This is a genomic window from Ancylobacter tetraedralis, assembly GCF_014195655.1.
GTDB classification, from domain to species: Bacteria; Pseudomonadota; Alphaproteobacteria; order Rhizobiales; family Xanthobacteraceae; genus Ancylobacter; species Ancylobacter tetraedralis.
Genome location: NZ_JACICD010000006.1, coordinates 55,662 through 72,420 on the forward strand (window position 1 = coordinate 55,662; position 16,759 = coordinate 72,420).

The following is a 16,759-nucleotide window of genomic DNA, read 5'->3' on the forward strand; positions in this document are numbered from 1 at the left end:
CATATTTTATGATGAGCCTCGGATACCTGCTGCGCGCCGGCGGGCGGCGCAGATGGCCCGTCCCCTCCGCTCCGCTTTCGTCGCCCACCTCGTGACCCGACCGGAAGATCCATGACACCGCAAGCCCCCGCCACCCCGCTCGGCGACCCGCTCGCCGCCCGCCGCCTTGCCGGGCGCGTCGCGCTCGTCACCGGCGCGGCGCACGGCATTGGCGCCGGCATTGCCGAAAGGCTGGCCACGGAGGGCGCGCAGGTGGTTATCGCCGACATCGACGAAGCCGGCGCCCACGCGGTTGCCGCCCGCCTCGGCAAGACGGCGATGGCGGTGCGGGTGGATATTGCCGATCCCGAATCGGTGGCGGCGCTGGCCGCCGCCGTCGAAGCACGTCACGGCCGCTGCGAGATCGTGGTGAACAACGCGGCGATCCTCGACACGCGCGGCATCGACACGATGAGCTTCGCGCATTATCGCGGGGTGCTGGACATCAACCAGGACGGCGCGGTCCGCGTCACGCTGGCCATGCTGCCGCTGATCCGCCGGGCGGGCGCGGGCCGGCGGATCCTCAACATCGTGTCCATCCAGGGCCTGCGCGGTGCGCGCGATTCCCTCGCCTATGCCACGGCGAAGGGCGCGCTGGTGAATTTCACCCGCGCGCTCGCCTGCGACCTCGCCGATGACGGCATTCTGGTCAACGCGCTGGCACCGGGCTTCATCGACACGGCGATGGCATTGCTGCCCGAGGGCGCCGGCCACGAGCATGAAACCGACTGGTTCCGCGACATCTATATCCGCCACGGCCGCATTCCGCTGCGCCGCCCCGGAACGCCCGTGGATATTGCCGGGCCGGCCTTCTTCCTCTGCTCGGACGATGCCCGCTATGTCACCGGGCAGGTCCTGCTGGTCGATGGCGGCCTGTCCGCAACCTTCTGAACCTCGCCGAGAGGCCGCGCGGACAGGCGGTAGGCGATCTCCACCGGCCGCTCCGGGTCGATCGCCAGGCTCGTCGCCGTGCCGCCGGCGCGCACCGGGTTGTCGCCCAGCGATACCGCCTCGGCGAAGTCGAAGCAGGAGGCGACCGGCTCCACGCCGAGCCCACGATAGCGGCCGGCCCAGGGTGCGTCATGGAGCGCCCGGTCGCTGATCCAGAGCTGGCAGGAGGGCAGCAGGCGCCGATCCCAGTCCAGCATCAGCGTCGCCGCGCGCGCGGGGAAATCGATCTCCACCGGCCCGTTGAGGTCGCAGAGCAGCACCACATCCTCCACCGGCCGCGCCTTGGGCAGGCGCGACAGGTCGACCATGCCGCCGTCGCGCGCCGGCACCGCGGCGAGCGAGCCGAACTCTCCCCCAATGGCGGCCAGCATGGCCGCGCCCGGCACGGCGGCGGGATAGGTGAGGCCGTGGCGGAAGGCGGCGCGGAGGTGCACGCTCTCCGGCGGGGCGTCGAGCGAGAGGATGGGATGCAGGCCAAGCGACACGCGGCCCGCCCGCCGGGCCTCGACGGTCAAGGTAAGATCGAGCGCGGGTGCATGGGGCTGCACCGCCAGCACGCGGGTCAGCCGCCGCACGGCATGATCGCCGGGATAGTCGAGCGTGAAACAAAGCCGCGTCGCGCTGCGCTCCGCCAGCGTCCATTCGGCATTGGCAGCAAACCCGTGGGCGGGCACGTTGCACCGCTCCAGACCGAGCCCCTGCCATGGCGCCGCGATGCCCTCGACCTCCCCGCCCACCCCGAAGGGAAGGCAGACGAACTCCGCTCCGAGATGGCGCAGATGCGCGGGCAGGTGGCCGAGCGCGGGATCGTCGGGCGACCAGTGACGGTGCGCAAAAGGGGCGAAATCAACGCCTCCGGACAGCCGGAACGCGAGATCGGTGATCATCGCCCCGGTCGGAATCGCCCGTAGGAAGCCATGCGCCCAGGCGAGATGGACCGGCTCCATGCGCGTCAGCCGAGCGCCGCCAGCAGCGAGTTCTTGCCGTTGAGGATCACGTTGCGCATCGCCCGCGCGGCGCTTTCCCCCTCGCCGCTATTGATCGCCTCGAACACCAGCCGGTGCTGGGCGACGTCATCCTCGATGCGGTTGTCGCGCTCGTTGAGGGCCTCCTGCTGGATGGAGAAGCTCAGGCGCAGGAAATCGGCCACGAGATGGGCGAACTGGGCGAACAGCGCGTTATGGCTCGCGGTGAACACCGCCATGTGGAACGCGACATCGGCCCGGGCATAGCTCGCCATGTCGCCCGTCGCCGCCTCCATCGCCTGCACGGCGGCGCGGATTCGGCGCAGGTCCTCCATCGTGGCGCGGCCGGCGGCGAGCTGCGCGGCGGTCGGCTCGATCACCTGCCGCAGTTCGATGAGATCGCGCAGCATGCTGTCGCGCTGGCCCGGGCCGGCGCCCTCGTCGCCGAGGTGCCAGGCCAGCACGTCGCTGTCGAACGTGTTCCACAGGTCGCGCGGGCGCACCCGCGTGCCCACCTTCTGGCGCATCTCGATGAGGCCCTTGGCGGCCAGCACCTTCAGCGCCTCGCGCAACGAGGGGCGGCTCGCGGAGAATTCGGCCATCAGCTGCGGCTCGCGCGGCAGCAATTCACCCGGCGCGAAGCGGCCGGAGACGATGGCGCGGCCAAGCTCGGTGATGACATGCCCCTGCAGCCCGCTGATCCGGTAACCCGAGGGCCGCGTCGGACGCAGCGGGCGCTCCTCGCCCGCAGTGCCGGACGCATCGGCGGCCTCAGCGCGGCGACGGGACATGGACGACCGTTCCACCAAGCTTGCTCTCCATGTTCCAACGACCAACCGCTTCCAGGGGGCAACCGCGACCAGCGCCGCGAGGATCGCACGGACGGGCCGGGCGTGCCCCGGTATAGGCACATGGCGCGCCTGTCCATGCAAAGCGCGTGCACGCGCTGCCGACCCGGTCGCCGAGCCGCGACGCCGGAGCGCGCGCCGTCACCCCCCGGGCGCGGCATGGCGGAGCGAGAAACTCACCATAAGTCATATTTTTGTATTTTGATGCACCGCACACCGCGAACTGTCTGGACAGGATAATCTCAAGAAGTCATATTTTTATCAACAACCGTGTCGGCGGCAAGCCGGCCATTCCGAAAAGAGGAGAAAGCCATGCTGAAATCGGTTCTGGCGGCCTTGTTCGTGGCCGTGGCAAGTGCAGGCGCGTTCAGTGCAGGCGCGATGGCGCAGCAATTCCAGTTCGAGGCGCCGCCGCTGTTCGACAATTGCGGCGACCCCTCGCTGGCCAAGGCCAGGACGGACGGTGTCACGCTGGGCTTCTCGCCCTCCCCGCCCTATTCCTCGCTCGACCCCGCCACCAAGCAGGCCGGCGGCCTCGATATCGAGCTGGTCGAGGCGGCGCTGAAATGGGCGGGCGTCACGAAGTTCAAATATGAGGTGATGCCGTTCGGCCAGCTCATACCGGCGCTGCTGGCCAAGCGCATCGACATCGTGTCCGCGAATATCCACGTCACGCCCGACCGCCTGAAGGCGGTGTCCTTCTCCGGCCCGGCCTGGTGGTACGGCCCGGCCATCGTGGTGGCCAAGGGCAACCCGGCCGGCATCACCTCGTTCGACACGCTCAAGGGCAAGAAGGTGGGGGCCATCGCCGGCTCGGCGGCGGATGAGTATCTGCGCAAGATCGGCGTGGCGGTCACGCCCTTCCAGACCGACGCCGAGGAATTCGCCGCCATTTCCACCGGCCGGGTCGACGCCATCCTCGACGACGACGTGAAGATCATCGAGTTCATGAAGGCCAACGGCTCTTCGCCGATCGAGATCGTCGCGGGCGTCGCCATCCCGGACGAGCTGATCTTCAAATATGGCTACGGCTATGCCCGCTATGCCCTGCGCAAGGACGACTGCTCGCTGCGCAGCGCCTTCAGCCAGGGGCTGGCGGAAGTGCGCGGCAACGGGCTGGCGACCGCCGTGCTGAAGAAATACGGCCTCACCAACCGCAACCTGTTCTTCTTCCCGCTCTGACCAATGCCCGCCGGGGACACCGGCATGACCCGGGCCATCCTCGCCTGATCATTCCCAATCCCCGGCGCCACGTCTCATGAACCTGCTCGATTTTTCGGTCGTCCACGATTACGGCTCGGTCTTCCTGCAGGGTCTGGCGGTAACGACCTTCCTCACCGTCGTCGTGATCCTGCTCGCCGGCGTGCTGGCCATTCCCATCGCGCTGGCGCGGCTGTCGCCGCGGCGCTGGATCCGCTGGCCGGCCGACTTCTATGTCGAGTTCATCCGCGCCACGCCGCTGATCCTGCAGCTGATCTACATCTATTACGTGCTGCCCAGCGCCGGCATCCGGCTGGAGCCGATGACCGCCGCCATTATCGGCCTCACGGTCAACTATTCCGCCTTCATGAGCGAGGTCTATCGCTCCGGCATCCAGGCGGTGCCGAGAAGCCAGTACGAGGCGGCACAGAGCCTCGGTCTCAAGCCGACCGTCACCTTCGTGAAGGTCATCTTCCCGCAGGCCTTCCGCGTCGTGCTGCCGGCGCTGGGCAATTATCTGATCGCGCTGTTCAAGGACACCGCGCTGGCCTCGGTCGTAACCGTGCAGGAACTGATGTTCTCCGGCCAGATCATCGCCGCGCGCAACTACCAGTATTTCACTGTCTATACCGTCACAGCGATCCTCTACTTCTCCGTCGGCTACCCCGCCGCGCTGCTGGTCCGGCGGCTGGAGCGCTGGTCGCAGCGCGGCTGGGCGTCGGCCAGCCGCAAATGAACAGGAGCCGTCCGTTGAGTGCCTCTTCCCTGCCCGCCTTGCCCAAGGTGACGATCCGCTCGATCCATGTCGCCCCGCTCTTCGGCGAGAGCCCCAAGGGAGGCTGGTCGGCGGAGATCCGGCCGGAGGATTCCGTGCATGCGCTCATCGCCGTGCACACAGAGGAAGGCCTCACCGGCCATGGCAGCGTGTTCACCGACGGGCGGCTGGCGAGCGCGGCGGTGGAGGTGCTGGAGCCGCTGTGGCGCGGGGAGAACGCGCTGGAGCCGGAGCGCGTCACCGAGAAACTCCACCAGAACACCTTCTGGATGGGACGCGGCGGCAGCCTGACCCATGCCATCAGCGGCATCGACATCGCGCTGTGGGATATTCTCGGCAAGGCGCTCGGGCAGCCGGTCGGCCGGCTGCTGGGCGGCACCTATCGCGAGCGGGTGAAGCCCTATTGCTCCCTGCTCATGGAGGAGCCCGCGCGCATGGCCGATGTCATCGCCCCCCATCGCGAACGCGGCTTCCGCGCCTTCAAGATCGGCTGGGGTCCGTTCGGCCGCCGTGACGATGCGCGGCTCGACGAGGCGATCGTACGCGCGGCACGCGAGGCGGCCGGGCCCGATGCGCAGCTCTTCGTCGATGCCGGCGCCTCCGATGCGCACTGGCCGCAAGGGCTGAAATGGGCGCTCAACACCGCGCAGATGCTGAAGGATTATGGCGTCGGCTGGTTCGAGGAGGCGCTGCGGCCGGACGCGCTGGAGGATTTCTGCGTGCTGCGGCGCGCCAGCCCGGTGCCGATCGCGGGCGGCGAGGTGCTCACCCGCCGCCAGAGCTTCCTGCCCTGGCTGGCCAGGGGCGCCTTCGACATCGTCCAGCCCGATGTCACCAAGGTCGGCGGCATCAGCGAGCAGCGGCGCATCGCCTGGCTCGCCGACGAATTCGGCGTGAAATATGTCGGACATGGCTGGAACACCGCGCTTGGCCTTGCCGCCGACCTGCAACTGGCGAGCGCCATGCCCCATTGCGACCTCGTCGAGTTCATCGGCGGCAGCCCCTATGTCGATGGCATCGTCCGCGAGCCGTTCACGGTCGATGACGAGGGTTACCTGCGCATTCCCGCCCGTCCGGGCCTCGGCGTCTCGCTCGACCCGCACGCCCTGGCCCGCTTCACCCATGCGCCGGCGGCGCTGTTCGCCCCCGAGTGAAGGCGCGTCCAATTGGCAGACCGAACGCGCGCCCCCGTGAGGCCGCGACGACGACAATGAAGAGGAGGATTCGATGAAACTGGTCCGCTACGGGGCAATCGGGGCGGAGCGCCCGGCGCTCCTCGACAGCCATGGCGTGCTGCGCGATCTCCGCGCGCACGTGCCCGACATTGCCGGCGCCGCGCTGCTGCCGGAAACCCTCGCGAAGCTGCGCGCGCTCGATCCCGCGACGCTCCCGGCGGTCGAGGGCTCCCCGCGCATCGGTGCCTGCGTCGGCTCCGTCGGCAAATTCGTCTGCGTCGGCCTCAACTATTCCGACCATGCCGAGGAAGCGGGCATGGCGATCCCCACCGAGCCGGTGCTGTTCATGAAGCCGCCGAACTGCATTGTCGGCGCCTATGACAATGTGGAAATCCCGCGTGGCTCGGAAAAGACCGACTGGGAGGTCGAACTCGGCATCGTCATCGGCAAGACGGCGAAATATGTCGGCGTCGAGGAGGCCTATGATCACGTGGCCGGCTATTGCATCGTCAACGATGTGTCCGAGCGCGCCTTCCAGATCGAGCGTGGCGGTCAATGGGACAAGGGCAAGGGCTGCGACACGTTCGGCCCCGTCGGCCCGTGGCTGGTGACCACCGACGAGATCCCCGATCCGCATGTGCTCGACATGTGGCTGGAGGTGGACGGCAAGCGCTACCAGAACGGCTCCACGCGCACGATGATCTTCAGCGTCCCGTTCATCGTCTCCTATATCAGCCAGTTCATGAGCCTGCAGCCGGGCGACATCATCACGACCGGCACGCCGCCAGGGGTCGGCCTCGGGCAGAAGCCGCCGGTCTATCTGAAAGCCGGCCAGACCATGCGCCTGGCCATTTCCGGCCTCGGCGAACAGCAGCAGACAACCGTTCCGGCGGCCTGAAAGGAAAACAGGTTATGAACGTCATCGACCTGAACGGGCGCGCGGCCATCATCACCGGCGGCGCGCGCGGCATCGGCTATGCCGCCGCCGAGCGCTTCCTCGCCTCCGGCGCCCGCGTCGCTCTGTGGGACATCGACGGCGCGCGGCTCGACGCAGCGGCAACCGCCTTGAAGGCCCTCGGCACCGTGTCGACCCACGTCGTCGAACTCACGGACGAGGCCTCGGTGCAGGCCGCGACGGCGGCCACTGCGGCAGCCCACGGCAAGATCGACATTCTGGTCAACAATGCCGGCATCACCGGTGGCAATGGCAAGCTGTGGGAACTGGACAGCGAGACCTGGCGACGCGTCATCGACGTCAACCTGATCGGGCCGTTCCTCACCGCCAAGGCGGTGGTCCCGCATCTTCTGGCCAATGGCTGGGGTCGCATCGTCAATGTCGCCTCCATCGCGGGGAAGGAGGGCAACCCGAATGCTTCTCATTATTCCGCGTCGAAGGCGGGACTGATCGGGCTGACCAAATCGCTCGCCAAGGAACTGGCGACGTCCAACGTGCTGGTCAACGCCATCACCCCGGCGGCGGCGAAAACCGAGATCTTCGACCAGATGAAGCAGGAGCATATCGACTTCATGCTCTCGAAGATTCCGATGAACCGCTTCCTCGCGGTAGAGGAGGCGGCCGCGCTGATCGCGTGGCTGTCATCGGAAGACTGCGCCTTCTCCACCGGAGCGGTTTTCGACATTTCCGGCGGACGCGCCGTCTATTGAGGAGGCGACCCGATCCGGACACGGGGAGCCCTCGCCAGCGTTCAAGTCCGACCGGCAGGTTGTCCGGGCGATCTGGGTTGTTCCGGTCGCCCGGAATGCGCCGGGCATGGCGTGGCTCAGCGTGAAATCGACCGCGCGCCACGGAAGTGGTATTCCTGTCACGCCACAGTCGTGGCCGTGTCCCAACTATATTGGACACTTGAACAAGGTCGGTGTGTAATGAACCGGATTTCACGTTTCGTAGCCGCGGCATCCGCGGTTGCATTCTCTTTCGCCGCTGTCGCCCCGGCGCTTGCTTGCACGCGCGCGATGTATGTGGCCGATAATGGCCTCGTCATCACCGGTCGGTCGATGGACTGGGCCGAGGACATGCACACCAACCTGTGGGCATTCCCCAAGGGCATATCCCGCGACGGCGCCGGCGGGGCGGGCACGCCGAAATGGACCTCGAAATATGGCAGCGTCATCGCCTCCGGCTACGATGTCGGCTCGGCGGATGGCATGAACGAGGCGGGCTTGGTCGCCAACCTGCTCTATCTCGCCGAATCCGACTATGGCCAGCCGGATGGCAAGCCCGCCATCTCGATCAGCGTGTGGGCGCAGTATGCGCTCGATAATTTCGGCACCGTCGCCGAAGCGGTGGAAGCGCTGTCCAAGGAGCCGTTCCGCGTCATCGCGCCGAAGCTGCCCAACGGCCAGGGCGCGCAGCTGCACCTCGCCATTTCCGACGCCACCGGCGATTCCGCGATCTTCGAGTATATCGGCGGCAAGCTCGTGGTGCATCACGGCAAGCAGTACAACGTGATGACCAACTCGCCGAGCTTCGACCAGCAGCTCGCGCTCAATGCCTACTGGAAGGGCATTGGCGGCCTCACCTTCCTGCCCGGCACCAACCGCGCCGCCGACCGCTTCGCCCGCGCCTCGTTCCTCGTCGACGCGATCCCGAAGAAGGTCGACCCGAACTATATCAGCGCGGTGCCGGAGCAGAAGTTCGAGTATCAGGCGGCCGCCAGCGTGCTCGGCGTGATGCGCTCCGTCAGCGTGCCGCTCGGCATCACCACGCCGGGCCAGCCGAACATTTCGTCCACGCTCTGGCGCACCATTTCCGACCAGACCCACAAGATCTACTTCTTCGACAGCTCGACCAGCCCGAACTCCTTCTGGGTGCCGCTCACCGATCTCGACCTGAAGGAAGGCGCACCGGTGAAGAAGCTGACCATCGCCGGCGGCAAGGTCTATTCCGGCAACGCGGCCGACAAGTTCGTCCCCACGCCCGCCTTCACCTTCCTGCCCTCGACCGGCCTGTGAGCGCGGCCTGAACAGCGCGCCGGGCGGCAATCTCCGCCCGGCCGCCTCTGTGACCGCTCAGCGGATCAGCGGCAAATAGTGGTGCGGCTGGCGCATCGTCACCAGATCCTTGCGGCGCACCACATTGGTGGGGTAGCGCGTATCGAGGTTGGTGGTGTCGATCTCGGCGGCCACCACGCCCTCACCCTCGCCCAGGATCGCCTCGCGACGCGGGAATTCGAACGTGTCCGGCCCGAACACGCCGCTCTTGCCGCGATAGCCGGCGCTCTCGTCGATGACATTGGCGAAGGCGAGAAACACGTTGTTCTCGCCGGCGCGGGCGCGCATCAGGTGCCAGTGATGGGGGTCCGCACCGGTCGGGATCGGGTAATTCTGCGCCACGGTTGAGCCGGCATGCGCGGCGGTAAGGTTGCCCCGCAGCGCCGCCGGGCAGAGGATGAGGTCGCAGCCGCGCAGTGCCAGCACGCGCCCCGCCTCGGGGAAGGCGGCGTCATGGCCGATCAGTACGCCGACACGGCCGAACATCGTGTCGAACACGCCCCAGTCCGCGCCCGGCGTCGCCCAATTATGGTCGGACGCGTCGAGATGCAGCTTGCGATGGCGGCCGACGACGCCCTGCGGGCCCACCAGCACGGCGCTGTTGTAAAGCCCCGCGTCATCCTCCTCCGCCAGACCCGCGATGATATGCACGCGGTGGCGGGCGGCGATCGCGATCAGGCGCGCCAAAGCCGGCCCGTCCAGCCGCACCGCGGCGGGAGCCTCCAGACCGGTGAGCGCGCGCTCGGGAAACACCACCAGTTCAGCCCCCGTCTCGTGCGCGGCCTGCGCCGCCAGTTCCTCGATGCGCGCGAGATTGGCGCTCACATCGCCGGTGGGGGCGAACTGCGCCACCGCGACGCGCGAGCGCCGGCCGGGCGGCAGCGGCCGGTGGCCGTACAGGGCGAAGAAATCGAGCGGGTTCCAGCTATGGGTGTGGGTCGGCAGCTCCATGTAAAGCTCCGGCCGGCGCTGCTCGAACACGCTCTCGCCGAGCATGCGCCGCGCCCGCGCCCGCTCCAGGTCGATCTGCGCATAGGCGATGCCGTCGCCGCCATCGATCACCGCCTCGATCGCGCCGTCCGGCCCGATCACGCAGCTGCCGCCGGAGAACTGCACCGTGCGCTCCAGCCCCCAGCGATTGGCCTCGATGAGATAGCAGCTGTTCTCCACCGCCCGGGTGATCCAGTAGGGCGCCGGGGTGCGCTCGGCCAGCCAGTTGGAAATGTGGCAGATGATGTCGGCCCCGCCGAGCCCGGCCAGCCGCGCGGTCTCGATGAAATGGATGTCCATGCACACCAGGAGCGCGATGCGGCCGATCGGCGTATCGAACACCTGATGGCCGAGATCGCCCGGCGCCGACCATTTCGGCTCGGAAATATAGGGATGCGTCTTGCGATGGGTGCCGACCACGCCCGAAGGCCCGATCAGCACGGCGGCGTTGTAATAGAGCCCGGTGGCGGGATCGACCTCCGGCATGCCGATGACGATGTGGCAGCCCTGTTCGCGCGCCACCTGCGCGAACCGCCCGGTCGTGGGGCCGGGGATGGTCTCGACGAAGGGCGCGACCTCGGCGCGGTCGAACCAGCAATAGCCGGTCGTGCCCATTTCCGGCGTCACGATCAGGTCCGCGCCGGCCTCGGCGGCTTGCCTGACCATCGCGACAAGGCGCGCGATGTTGCGCTCCTTCTCGAACAGGGTCGGCTCGAACTGCACGGCGGCGACCTTGAGCGGGCTGGGCATGTTGGTTCTCCGGGCAAGACGCGGCGCGGCCTTCCTCTCCCCGCGGGGAGAAGTGGCTGGCGAAAGAGGGCGGTGATGAGGGATGTTGGCGAGCGCCAGGCCCAGCATGGCCCTCTCCCCGGCGGGGAGAGGGCGCGGGCGGCGCTCAGGGCTTCAGGTACGACTTCAGGATCGAGGCGCCCATCGTGTATTTCGGATCGACCATGTTGCCGAGCCGCACGCGGCCGCACTGGGTCAGCAGCATATAGGCCTCGATCTCGTCGAAGCCGAAATCGGCCGCCATCCAGCGGATGAGGTCGCGATAGGCCATGCGGGTGGCGTCCTCCATCGGCCGGGTGGAGCCGATCGACATGATGAACTCTTCCGTCTCCAGGCGGGGGGTGGAGATGGTCCAGCCCTTGATCAGGTCGATCTGGATGGTGGTGACGGTCGGGTGCTCCAGCGCGACACCGCACAATTCGCCGTCGCCCTGCGTGGCGTGGCAGTCGCCGAGATAGACGAGGCCGCCCTTGGTGTTCACCGGCAGGTAGACGACGGCGCCGACGCCGACATCGGGCAGGTCCATGTTGCCGCCGTAATAGTCCGGCTGAAGCGAGGTGATCGCCTCGATCTCCGGCGAGGTGCCGATGGTGCCGATGAAGGGCACGTAGGGCAGCGTGATCGTGTCGTTCCACTTCGTGCCGGTCTGCGCATCGACATGCAGCTTCTTCACCCGCACCGGCAGCGGCGCGTTGAGCATGGCGGTGTCCTTGGTCGGCACCAGCCCGCCGAAATCCGGCATGATGAGCGTGGTGCCCACCGGCTGCTCGCCGCGCGGCACGATGCTCTTGATGTAAATGGCGATGGTGTCGCCCTTCTCCGCGCCCTTGACGTAGATCGGCCCATTCTGCGGGTTGAGATAGGGGAAGTTGAGGATCTCCAGCGGGTTGTCGGTCTCGTGGCGGATCTTGCCCTCGAACGCGTCATGCGTCTCGGCGGCGACCACCGCGCCCGGATCGACCTCCAGCACGGGGGAGACATAGGGGCCGTAGACATAGTGATAGGTGCCCTGCTCCGCTTCGGTCAGGGTGTGGGACGCGCCCGGCTGGCCCTTGGCGAGGCCTTTGCGCGCCATGATGGAATTTTCGAGCCAGGACATGGTTTTCTCCTTGGTTTCTGGCTGTCGCGATCAGACGGCGAGGTGGCGACGCATGGCCTCGCCATCGGCGAGCGCCTCGCGTTCGAGCTTGGCGACGATGCGGCCCTTGTCCAGCACGTAGCAGCGCTGGGCCATCGCGCGGATCATGTCGATATTCTGCTCGACCAGAACGATGGTGACGCCGGTATCCTTGTTGAGCTGCACCATGATGCGGGCAATGTCCTGCACGATGTTGGGCTGGATGCCCTCGGACGGCTCGTCGAGCAGGATGAGCGAGGGGTTGGCCACCAGCACGCGGCCAATGGCGAGCTGCTGCTGCTGGCCGCCCGAGAGGGTGCCGGCGCGCTGCGCCCAGCGCTCCTCCAGAATCGGGAAATAGCCGAGCACGCGCCGGCGGTCGGCGTCCGAGACGCCGCCTTTGCGCATGCCGCCGACCGCGATGTTCTCTCCCACGCTGAGGCGGGGGAACACGTCGCGGCCCTGCGGCACGTAGCCGATGCCGAGCCGAGCGCGCTTGAACGCGGACAGGCCCTCCACCGGCTTGTCGCGATAGACGATCGAGCCTTCCATGGCCGGCACCAAGCCGATCAGGCTCTTCATCAGCGTCGACTTGCCCACGCCGTTGCGCCCGATCACCGCGACGATCTCGCCCTCGCGCACGTCGAGGTCGAGCCCCTGCAGCACCGGCTTGCCGCCATAGCCGGCCCGCAGGCCGAGCGTGGAGAGCATGACTTCCTTACGCATGGACGCCCCCGGTCTGTGCATGAGACGTGTCGTGTGCCGCTTCCTGCGCTGTCGCCTGCCCGAGATAGATGGCCGCCACCCGCTCGTCGGCGACGATGGCGTCGATGGTTCCTTGAGCGAACACCTTGCCCAGATGCAGCACCGTGACCTGGTCCGCGACCTGGCGCACGAAGGCCATGTCGTGCTCCACCGCCAGCACCGTCATGCCCTCGGCGTTGAGCCGCTTGACCATCTCGCCGGTGGCATGGGTCTCCTCCGGCGACATGCCGGCGGTCGGCTCGTCGAGCAGCAGCAGGCGCGGCTTGAGGCTGACCGCCATGCCGATCTCCAGCCACTGCTTCTGCCCGTGCGACAGGTTGCCGGCCAGCCGCCCCGCGTCGGCGGTGAGGTTGAGGAAGTCGAGCAGCGCGCCGATCTCCCGCGAGAGGCTCGCCGGGTCGTAATGGTGCTGCATCGCGATCTCGAGATTCTGCCGAACGCTCAGCGCCTTGAAGATGCCCGGCACCTGGAATTTCACGCTCATGCCGCGGCGGATGCGCTGGAACGGCTTGAGCGCGGTGATGTCCTCGCCGGCGAACAGGATGGCGCCCGAGCTTGGCGGGTGCTCGCCGAGGATGAGGCGGAACAGGGTCGACTTGCCCGCGCCGTTCGGCCCGATCAGGCAATGCACCTGCCCGGTCTCCAGCGCGAGGTCGACATTGTTGGTGACGTGCAGGCCGCCGAACCTCTTGTTGAGCGCGCGTGTCTCCAGAAGCGGCATCACAGGTCTCCCGGCTGGCGCTTGGCGAAGGGTCGGGCGATGAGCCGGGCGAGCGCGAAGATGAGCCCGCTCGGCGCCAGCAGCACGGTGAGCACCAGCATCGCCCCCATCACCACAAGCGCGTACTGGCTGCCGTGGATGGTGAGCGCCTGGAACACGGCGAGCACGGTCACCGTGCCGATCAGCGTGGTGGTGAGATCCGAGCGCCCGCCGACCGCGACCCACACGATGGGCAGGGCGGCGGCCGTCATGCCCATGCTGGAGGGCGTGATGTACTGGCCCCACGAAGTGTAGAGCACGCCCGACAGCCCCGCGAGCGCCGCGCCGATGACGAAGGTGCCGAGCTGGTACTTGCGGATGTCATAGCCGAGCATCTCGGCGCGCTCGGGGTTCTCGCGGATGGCCACCAGCACGTTGCCGAAGCGCGAATTCACCAGGATGCGCAAGGCGAGGTAGATCACCACCAGCATGGCGAGCACGACATAGTAGAGTTCGACATCGGGAAACAGCACGATGTCGCCGCCCGGCCATGGAAGGGTGAGCGGAGGCATGTTGCTCATGCCGTTGAAGCCGTTGAGCCGGGCGCTGCCGATCTTCCATTCCGGGCCGGCGGTCTGTGCCATGAAGCGCTCCAGCACCAGCGTCACCGACAGGGTGACGATGCCGAGGAACACGCCCGAGATGCGTCCGAAGAACAGGAAATAGCCGATCAGCGCCGCGAACAGCGCCGCCAGCAACACCGCGAAGACCAGCGCGACGAAGGTGAAGCCGTAGGCCGAGCCGAAATTGATGGTGAGGATGCCATAGCTGTAGCCGGCGATGCCGAAGAATGCCGTCTGCCCGAAGCTAAGCGAGCCGCCATAGCCCCAGATCAGGCACAGGCCGAGCGCCATGAAGATCCAGGTGAAGAAATACACCGTGTTGCCGACCGTATAGCCGTCCGAGACCAGCGGATAGGCCATCGCGCAGGCGACGGCGACGACGAAGCCGAGCCAGAACAGCGGGCCGCGGCCCAGTGTCTGCGGGCCCTCCAGACGGCGGAAGAAGCGGGTGAGCGCGTTCATCGTGTGATTCTCGTGTCCCAGTTCCCGTGTGTGCGCTCAGGCGCGCTCGCGCAGCAGCAGCCCGGAAATGCCGCGCGGCAGGACGCGTATGACGATGATGACGGCGACCAGCAGGCCGATCTGGCCGAACAGCTGGCCGTACCAGGAGGTCATGGTCGCCTTCACCACGGCGAGCAGCGCCGCCGCCGGCGCGGTGCCGAGGAACACGTCGGCGCCCCCCACCACCACGGTCACGAAGGCTTCCATGATGAAGGTGGTGCCCATGGTCGGCACCAGCGTCATGGTCGGGGCATAGAGCCCGCCGGCCAGCCCGGCGAGCCCGGCGCCGAGCGCGAAGGTCAGGCTGTAGACCAGCCGCGTGTCGACGCCGAGCGCCGCCGCCATGTGCGGCACCTGGATGGTGGCGCGGGCCATGACGCCGAACCGCGTCCAGTTGAACAGCGCGTAGAGGCCGCCGAGCACGGCCACCGCCATGGCGAACAGCACCAGCCGATAGACCGAATAGGAATAGCCGCCCACCGGGAAGCTGCCGAACGGCGTGCCCACCCCGGCCATGGTGGAGCCGAGCAGGATGAGCGTGCCCTGCGTGCCGATGAGGCTGAGGCCCCAGGTGGCGACGATGGTATCCAGCGGCCGGTCGTAGAGATGACGGATGACGACGATCTCGACCACCGCCCCGACCAGGCCGGAGACGACCGCCCCGAGAAGGATGGCGAGCGGCAGCGGCACGCCGGCATGAGCGGCGGAGACCGTGACATAGGCGCCGCACATGATGAACTCGCCATGCGCGAGATTGATCACGCCCATCATCCCGAAGATGACGGCCAGCCCGCAGGCGGACAGCACCAGGAAGGCGAAGGCGTCGCCGAACTGGTAGAGCGCGGAGAAGGCGAGGGTTCCGACATCCATCGGCGGGCAGCCTTGCGGTTCGGGGGAAAGGCGGCGCGGGGAAGACAACCCGGCGCGAAGAAGGAGGCCCCGACCACGGAGGGGGGTCGGGTCGGGGCCGGCACGAGCGGCGGATGGAGGCGGATGGACCGAGGAGGTTGAACCAGCCTAACCGCGCCGCCGGTGCGCATCGTCACGCGCCGATCAGGGCTTCGGCGGCGGGTTGGACGGAGTGTACTGGGCGCTCGGGTCGCTCTTGGTCAGGTCGCAACCCGCCTCGCCGAGCCAGTAGGGCTTGATGTCGGCCCACACTTTCGGGAAGGTGATGGAGTGATCGGCCTCCACCTTGGCGAGGTAGATGGTGTGCGACATGTGCTGGCTCTTGGGGTCGATGCACACCTTGCCTTCCGGCGCGTCCATGCACACGTCGCCCTGAGCGATCACCTTGCGGATATCCTCGCGCTTGGTCGACTTCGCGCGCTCCACCATCTGCTTGTAGAGATAGACCGCGAGATAGGAGTTCTCGGCCTCCTGGTTCACATAGGGCTCGTTGGGGAACTTCGCCTTGAACTTGGCGACGAACGCCTTGGATTCCGGTGTATCCACCTCTTCGATATAGTTGGTGGTGACGTACATGTCCTTGAGCGATGGCGGCTTGAAGCGCTTGTGCTCATAGCCCTGGCCGACATTGACCGAGGAGGCCATCGGCAGGTTCACGCTGGCCGCGGCGGCCTGCTCGTAATAGGAGGCCTGCGCGGTGCCGACCAGCAGCGTCACCACGAAGTCGGGCTTGGCCTTCTGGATGTTCTGGATGTTTTGCGAGAACTGCGAGACGCCGAGCGGGATGAAGTCCTCGCCGACCATTTCACCGCCATGTTCCTTGACGATGTTGCGCACCCACTCGGCCGAGATCTGGCCGAAATTGTAATCGGCGGCGAGCGTGTAGACCTTCTTGCCGTATTTCTCCATCATCCACGGGATGAGGGTGGAGAACTGCTGCTCGGGCACCGCGCCGGTTACCACCATGTTGGCGTCGCACACGCCGCCTTCATACTGGTTGTTGTAGAAGGCGAAGCCATCGAACTGGTTGACGATCGGCCGATAGGCCTCGCGCGAGGCCGAGGAGAAGCCGGCGAACACGGCATCGACCTTGTCGCGCTGAAGCACGCGGCGCATGAATTCCTGGTAGCGCGTATTGTCGGACTGGGTGTCGTAGATCACCAGTTCCAGCGGGCGGCCATCGATGCCGCCGGCCTTGTTGATCTCTTCCGCCGCGAGCTGGATCGCGTGCACCTTGCCGATGGTCGCCGCGGCGAAGTCGCCGGACTGATCCTCGAGCACGCCGAGCTTGATGGGGTCGGCAGCGAAGGCAGGGGTGAATCCTTGGGCGACGCTGAGCAAAAGCGTCCCCGTGAGGGCTGCGGCACGCAGCCCCCGCATGGTCTTCCCAGTCATGTCTT

General features: G+C 67.2%; 16 protein-coding genes. 7 read left to right on the forward strand and 9 right to left on the reverse strand.

Annotation, left to right across the window (positions count from 1 at the left end):
• Window positions 1-111 precede the first annotated feature (111 nt).
• Window positions 112-930 carry an SDR family NAD(P)-dependent oxidoreductase gene (locus tag FHS55_RS15700; protein WP_183190727.1) on the forward strand — a complete coding sequence of 273 codons (819 nt, stop codon included), beginning with the start codon at window positions 112-114 and terminating at the stop codon, window positions 928-930.
• On the opposite strand, the gene FHS55_RS15705 is transcribed toward FHS55_RS15700, so the two are convergent.
• Together FHS55_RS15705 and FHS55_RS15710 are read right to left on the reverse strand one after the other, a co-directional pair.
• Window positions 876-1,937 (reverse strand): aldose epimerase family protein, encoded by a 1,062-nt coding sequence (locus FHS55_RS15705; RefSeq protein ID WP_183190728.1) that lies wholly within the window; start codon window positions 1,935-1,937, stop codon window positions 876-878. The genes FHS55_RS15700 and FHS55_RS15705 overlap by 55 nt on opposite strands.
• Before the next feature lie 5 nt (window positions 1,938-1,942).
• Entirely contained in the window at window positions 1,943-2,746 is an 804-nt protein-coding gene (locus FHS55_RS15710; RefSeq protein ID WP_246340195.1) for a FadR/GntR family transcriptional regulator, read from the reverse strand.
• A gap of 369 nt (window positions 2,747-3,115) precedes the next feature.
• On the opposite strand from FHS55_RS15710, the gene FHS55_RS15715 reads away from it, so the two are divergent.
• From FHS55_RS15715 to FHS55_RS15740, 6 genes are all read left to right on the forward strand, one after another.
• The gene (locus FHS55_RS15715) at window positions 3,116-3,985 is read left to right on the forward strand and encodes a substrate-binding periplasmic protein (RefSeq protein WP_183190730.1); all 870 of its coding nucleotides are present in this window, start codon (window positions 3,116-3,118) and stop codon (window positions 3,983-3,985) included.
• Between the two features lie 76 nt (window positions 3,986-4,061).
• Complete coding sequence (locus FHS55_RS15720) at window positions 4,062-4,739, forward strand: amino acid ABC transporter permease (protein WP_183190731.1); 678 nt, start codon at window positions 4,062-4,064, stop codon at window positions 4,737-4,739.
• A 14-nt stretch (window positions 4,740-4,753) separates the two neighbouring features.
• Complete coding sequence (locus FHS55_RS15725; protein WP_246340196.1) at window positions 4,754-5,932, forward strand: mandelate racemase/muconate lactonizing enzyme family protein; 1,179 nt, start codon at window positions 4,754-4,756, stop codon at window positions 5,930-5,932.
• A 73-nt stretch (window positions 5,933-6,005) separates the two neighbouring features.
• A complete protein-coding gene (locus FHS55_RS15730; protein WP_183190733.1) occupies window positions 6,006-6,851 on the forward strand; it encodes a fumarylacetoacetate hydrolase family protein in 846 nt (281 codons plus the stop codon).
• A 14-nt stretch (window positions 6,852-6,865) separates the two neighbouring features.
• Window positions 6,866-7,618, forward strand: a complete 753-nt coding sequence (locus FHS55_RS15735) for an SDR family NAD(P)-dependent oxidoreductase (protein WP_183190734.1) — start codon at window positions 6,866-6,868, stop codon at window positions 7,616-7,618.
• A gap of 219 nt (window positions 7,619-7,837) precedes the next feature.
• The gene (locus FHS55_RS15740; RefSeq protein WP_183190735.1) at window positions 7,838-8,926 is read left to right on the forward strand and encodes a linear amide C-N hydrolase; all 1,089 of its coding nucleotides are present in this window, start codon (window positions 7,838-7,840) and stop codon (window positions 8,924-8,926) included.
• Window positions 8,927-8,983: 57 nt separating this feature from the next.
• Here FHS55_RS15740 and FHS55_RS15745 read toward each other — a convergent pair whose 3' ends face one another.
• The 7 genes from FHS55_RS15745 to FHS55_RS15775 all read right to left on the reverse strand — a co-directional run bounded on the left by FHS55_RS15745 (window position 8,984) and on the right by FHS55_RS15775 (window position 16,754).
• Window positions 8,984-10,705 carry a nitrilase-related carbon-nitrogen hydrolase gene (locus FHS55_RS15745; protein WP_183190736.1) on the reverse strand — a complete coding sequence of 574 codons (1,722 nt, stop codon included), beginning with the start codon at window positions 10,703-10,705 and terminating at the stop codon, window positions 8,984-8,986.
• A 145-nt stretch (window positions 10,706-10,850) separates the two neighbouring features.
• Window positions 10,851-11,843, reverse strand: coding sequence for an acetamidase/formamidase family protein (locus FHS55_RS15750; RefSeq protein ID WP_183190737.1), 993 nt, complete (start codon window positions 11,841-11,843; stop codon window positions 10,851-10,853).
• Between the two features lie 30 nt (window positions 11,844-11,873).
• Complete coding sequence (locus tag FHS55_RS15755) at window positions 11,874-12,587, reverse strand: ABC transporter ATP-binding protein (RefSeq protein WP_183190738.1); 714 nt, start codon at window positions 12,585-12,587, stop codon at window positions 11,874-11,876.
• A complete protein-coding gene (locus FHS55_RS15760) occupies window positions 12,580-13,347 on the reverse strand; it encodes an ABC transporter ATP-binding protein (RefSeq protein ID WP_183190739.1) in 768 nt (255 codons plus the stop codon). Before FHS55_RS15760 ends, FHS55_RS15755 begins: the two co-directional genes overlap by 8 nt.
• On the reverse strand, window positions 13,347-14,411 hold the full coding sequence (locus FHS55_RS15765; protein ID WP_183190740.1) for a branched-chain amino acid ABC transporter permease: 1,065 nt from the start codon (window positions 14,409-14,411) through the stop codon (window positions 13,347-13,349). The genes FHS55_RS15760 and FHS55_RS15765 overlap by 1 nt, the downstream gene beginning before the upstream one ends.
• A 36-nt stretch (window positions 14,412-14,447) precedes the next feature.
• Window positions 14,448-15,320, reverse strand: coding sequence for an ABC transporter permease subunit (locus FHS55_RS15770; RefSeq protein ID WP_183190741.1), 873 nt, complete (start codon window positions 15,318-15,320; stop codon window positions 14,448-14,450).
• A 183-nt stretch (window positions 15,321-15,503) separates the two neighbouring features.
• A complete protein-coding gene (locus tag FHS55_RS15775; protein WP_183190742.1) occupies window positions 15,504-16,754 on the reverse strand; it encodes an urea ABC transporter substrate-binding protein in 1,251 nt (416 codons plus the stop codon).
• Between the last annotated feature and the right edge of the window lie 5 nt (window positions 16,755-16,759).

What these genes read in the sequence shown, in the direction of transcription:
- FHS55_RS15775 (WP_183190742.1), bottom strand. Translation starts at nt 16,754, where the DNA reads ATGACTGGGAAGACCATGCGGGGGCTGCGTGCCGCAGCCCTCACGGGG.
- FHS55_RS15750 (WP_183190737.1), bottom strand. Translation starts at nt 11,843, where the DNA reads ATGTCCTGGCTCGAAAATTCCATCATGGCGCGCAAAGGCCTCGCCAAG.
- FHS55_RS15745 (WP_183190736.1), bottom strand. Translation starts at nt 10,705, where the DNA reads ATGCCCAGCCCGCTCAAGGTCGCCGCCGTGCAGTTCGAGCCGACCCTG.
- FHS55_RS15760 (WP_183190739.1), bottom strand. Translation starts at nt 13,347, where the DNA reads ATGCCGCTTCTGGAGACACGCGCGCTCAACAAGAGGTTCGGCGGCCTG.
- FHS55_RS15715 (WP_183190730.1), top strand. Translation starts at nt 3,116, where the DNA reads ATGCTGAAATCGGTTCTGGCGGCCTTGTTCGTGGCCGTGGCAAGTGCA.
- FHS55_RS15735 (WP_183190734.1), top strand. Translation starts at nt 6,866, where the DNA reads ATGAACGTCATCGACCTGAACGGGCGCGCGGCCATCATCACCGGCGGC.
- FHS55_RS15720 (WP_183190731.1), top strand. Translation starts at nt 4,062, where the DNA reads ATGAACCTGCTCGATTTTTCGGTCGTCCACGATTACGGCTCGGTCTTC.
- FHS55_RS15705 (WP_183190728.1), bottom strand. Translation starts at nt 1,937, where the DNA reads ATGGAGCCGGTCCATCTCGCCTGGGCGCATGGCTTCCTACGGGCGATT.
- FHS55_RS15765 (WP_183190740.1), bottom strand. Translation starts at nt 14,411, where the DNA reads ATGAACGCGCTCACCCGCTTCTTCCGCCGTCTGGAGGGCCCGCAGACA.
- FHS55_RS15710 (WP_246340195.1), bottom strand. Translation starts at nt 2,746, where the DNA reads ATGTCCCGTCGCCGCGCTGAGGCCGCCGATGCGTCCGGCACTGCGGGC.
- FHS55_RS15755 (WP_183190738.1), bottom strand. Translation starts at nt 12,587, where the DNA reads ATGCGTAAGGAAGTCATGCTCTCCACGCTCGGCCTGCGGGCCGGCTAT.
- FHS55_RS15730 (WP_183190733.1), top strand. Translation starts at nt 6,006, where the DNA reads ATGAAACTGGTCCGCTACGGGGCAATCGGGGCGGAGCGCCCGGCGCTC.
- FHS55_RS15770 (WP_183190741.1), bottom strand. Translation starts at nt 15,320, where the DNA reads ATGGATGTCGGAACCCTCGCCTTCTCCGCGCTCTACCAGTTCGGCGAC.
- FHS55_RS15740 (WP_183190735.1), top strand. Translation starts at nt 7,838, where the DNA reads ATGAACCGGATTTCACGTTTCGTAGCCGCGGCATCCGCGGTTGCATTC.
- FHS55_RS15700 (WP_183190727.1), top strand. Translation starts at nt 112, where the DNA reads ATGACACCGCAAGCCCCCGCCACCCCGCTCGGCGACCCGCTCGCCGCC.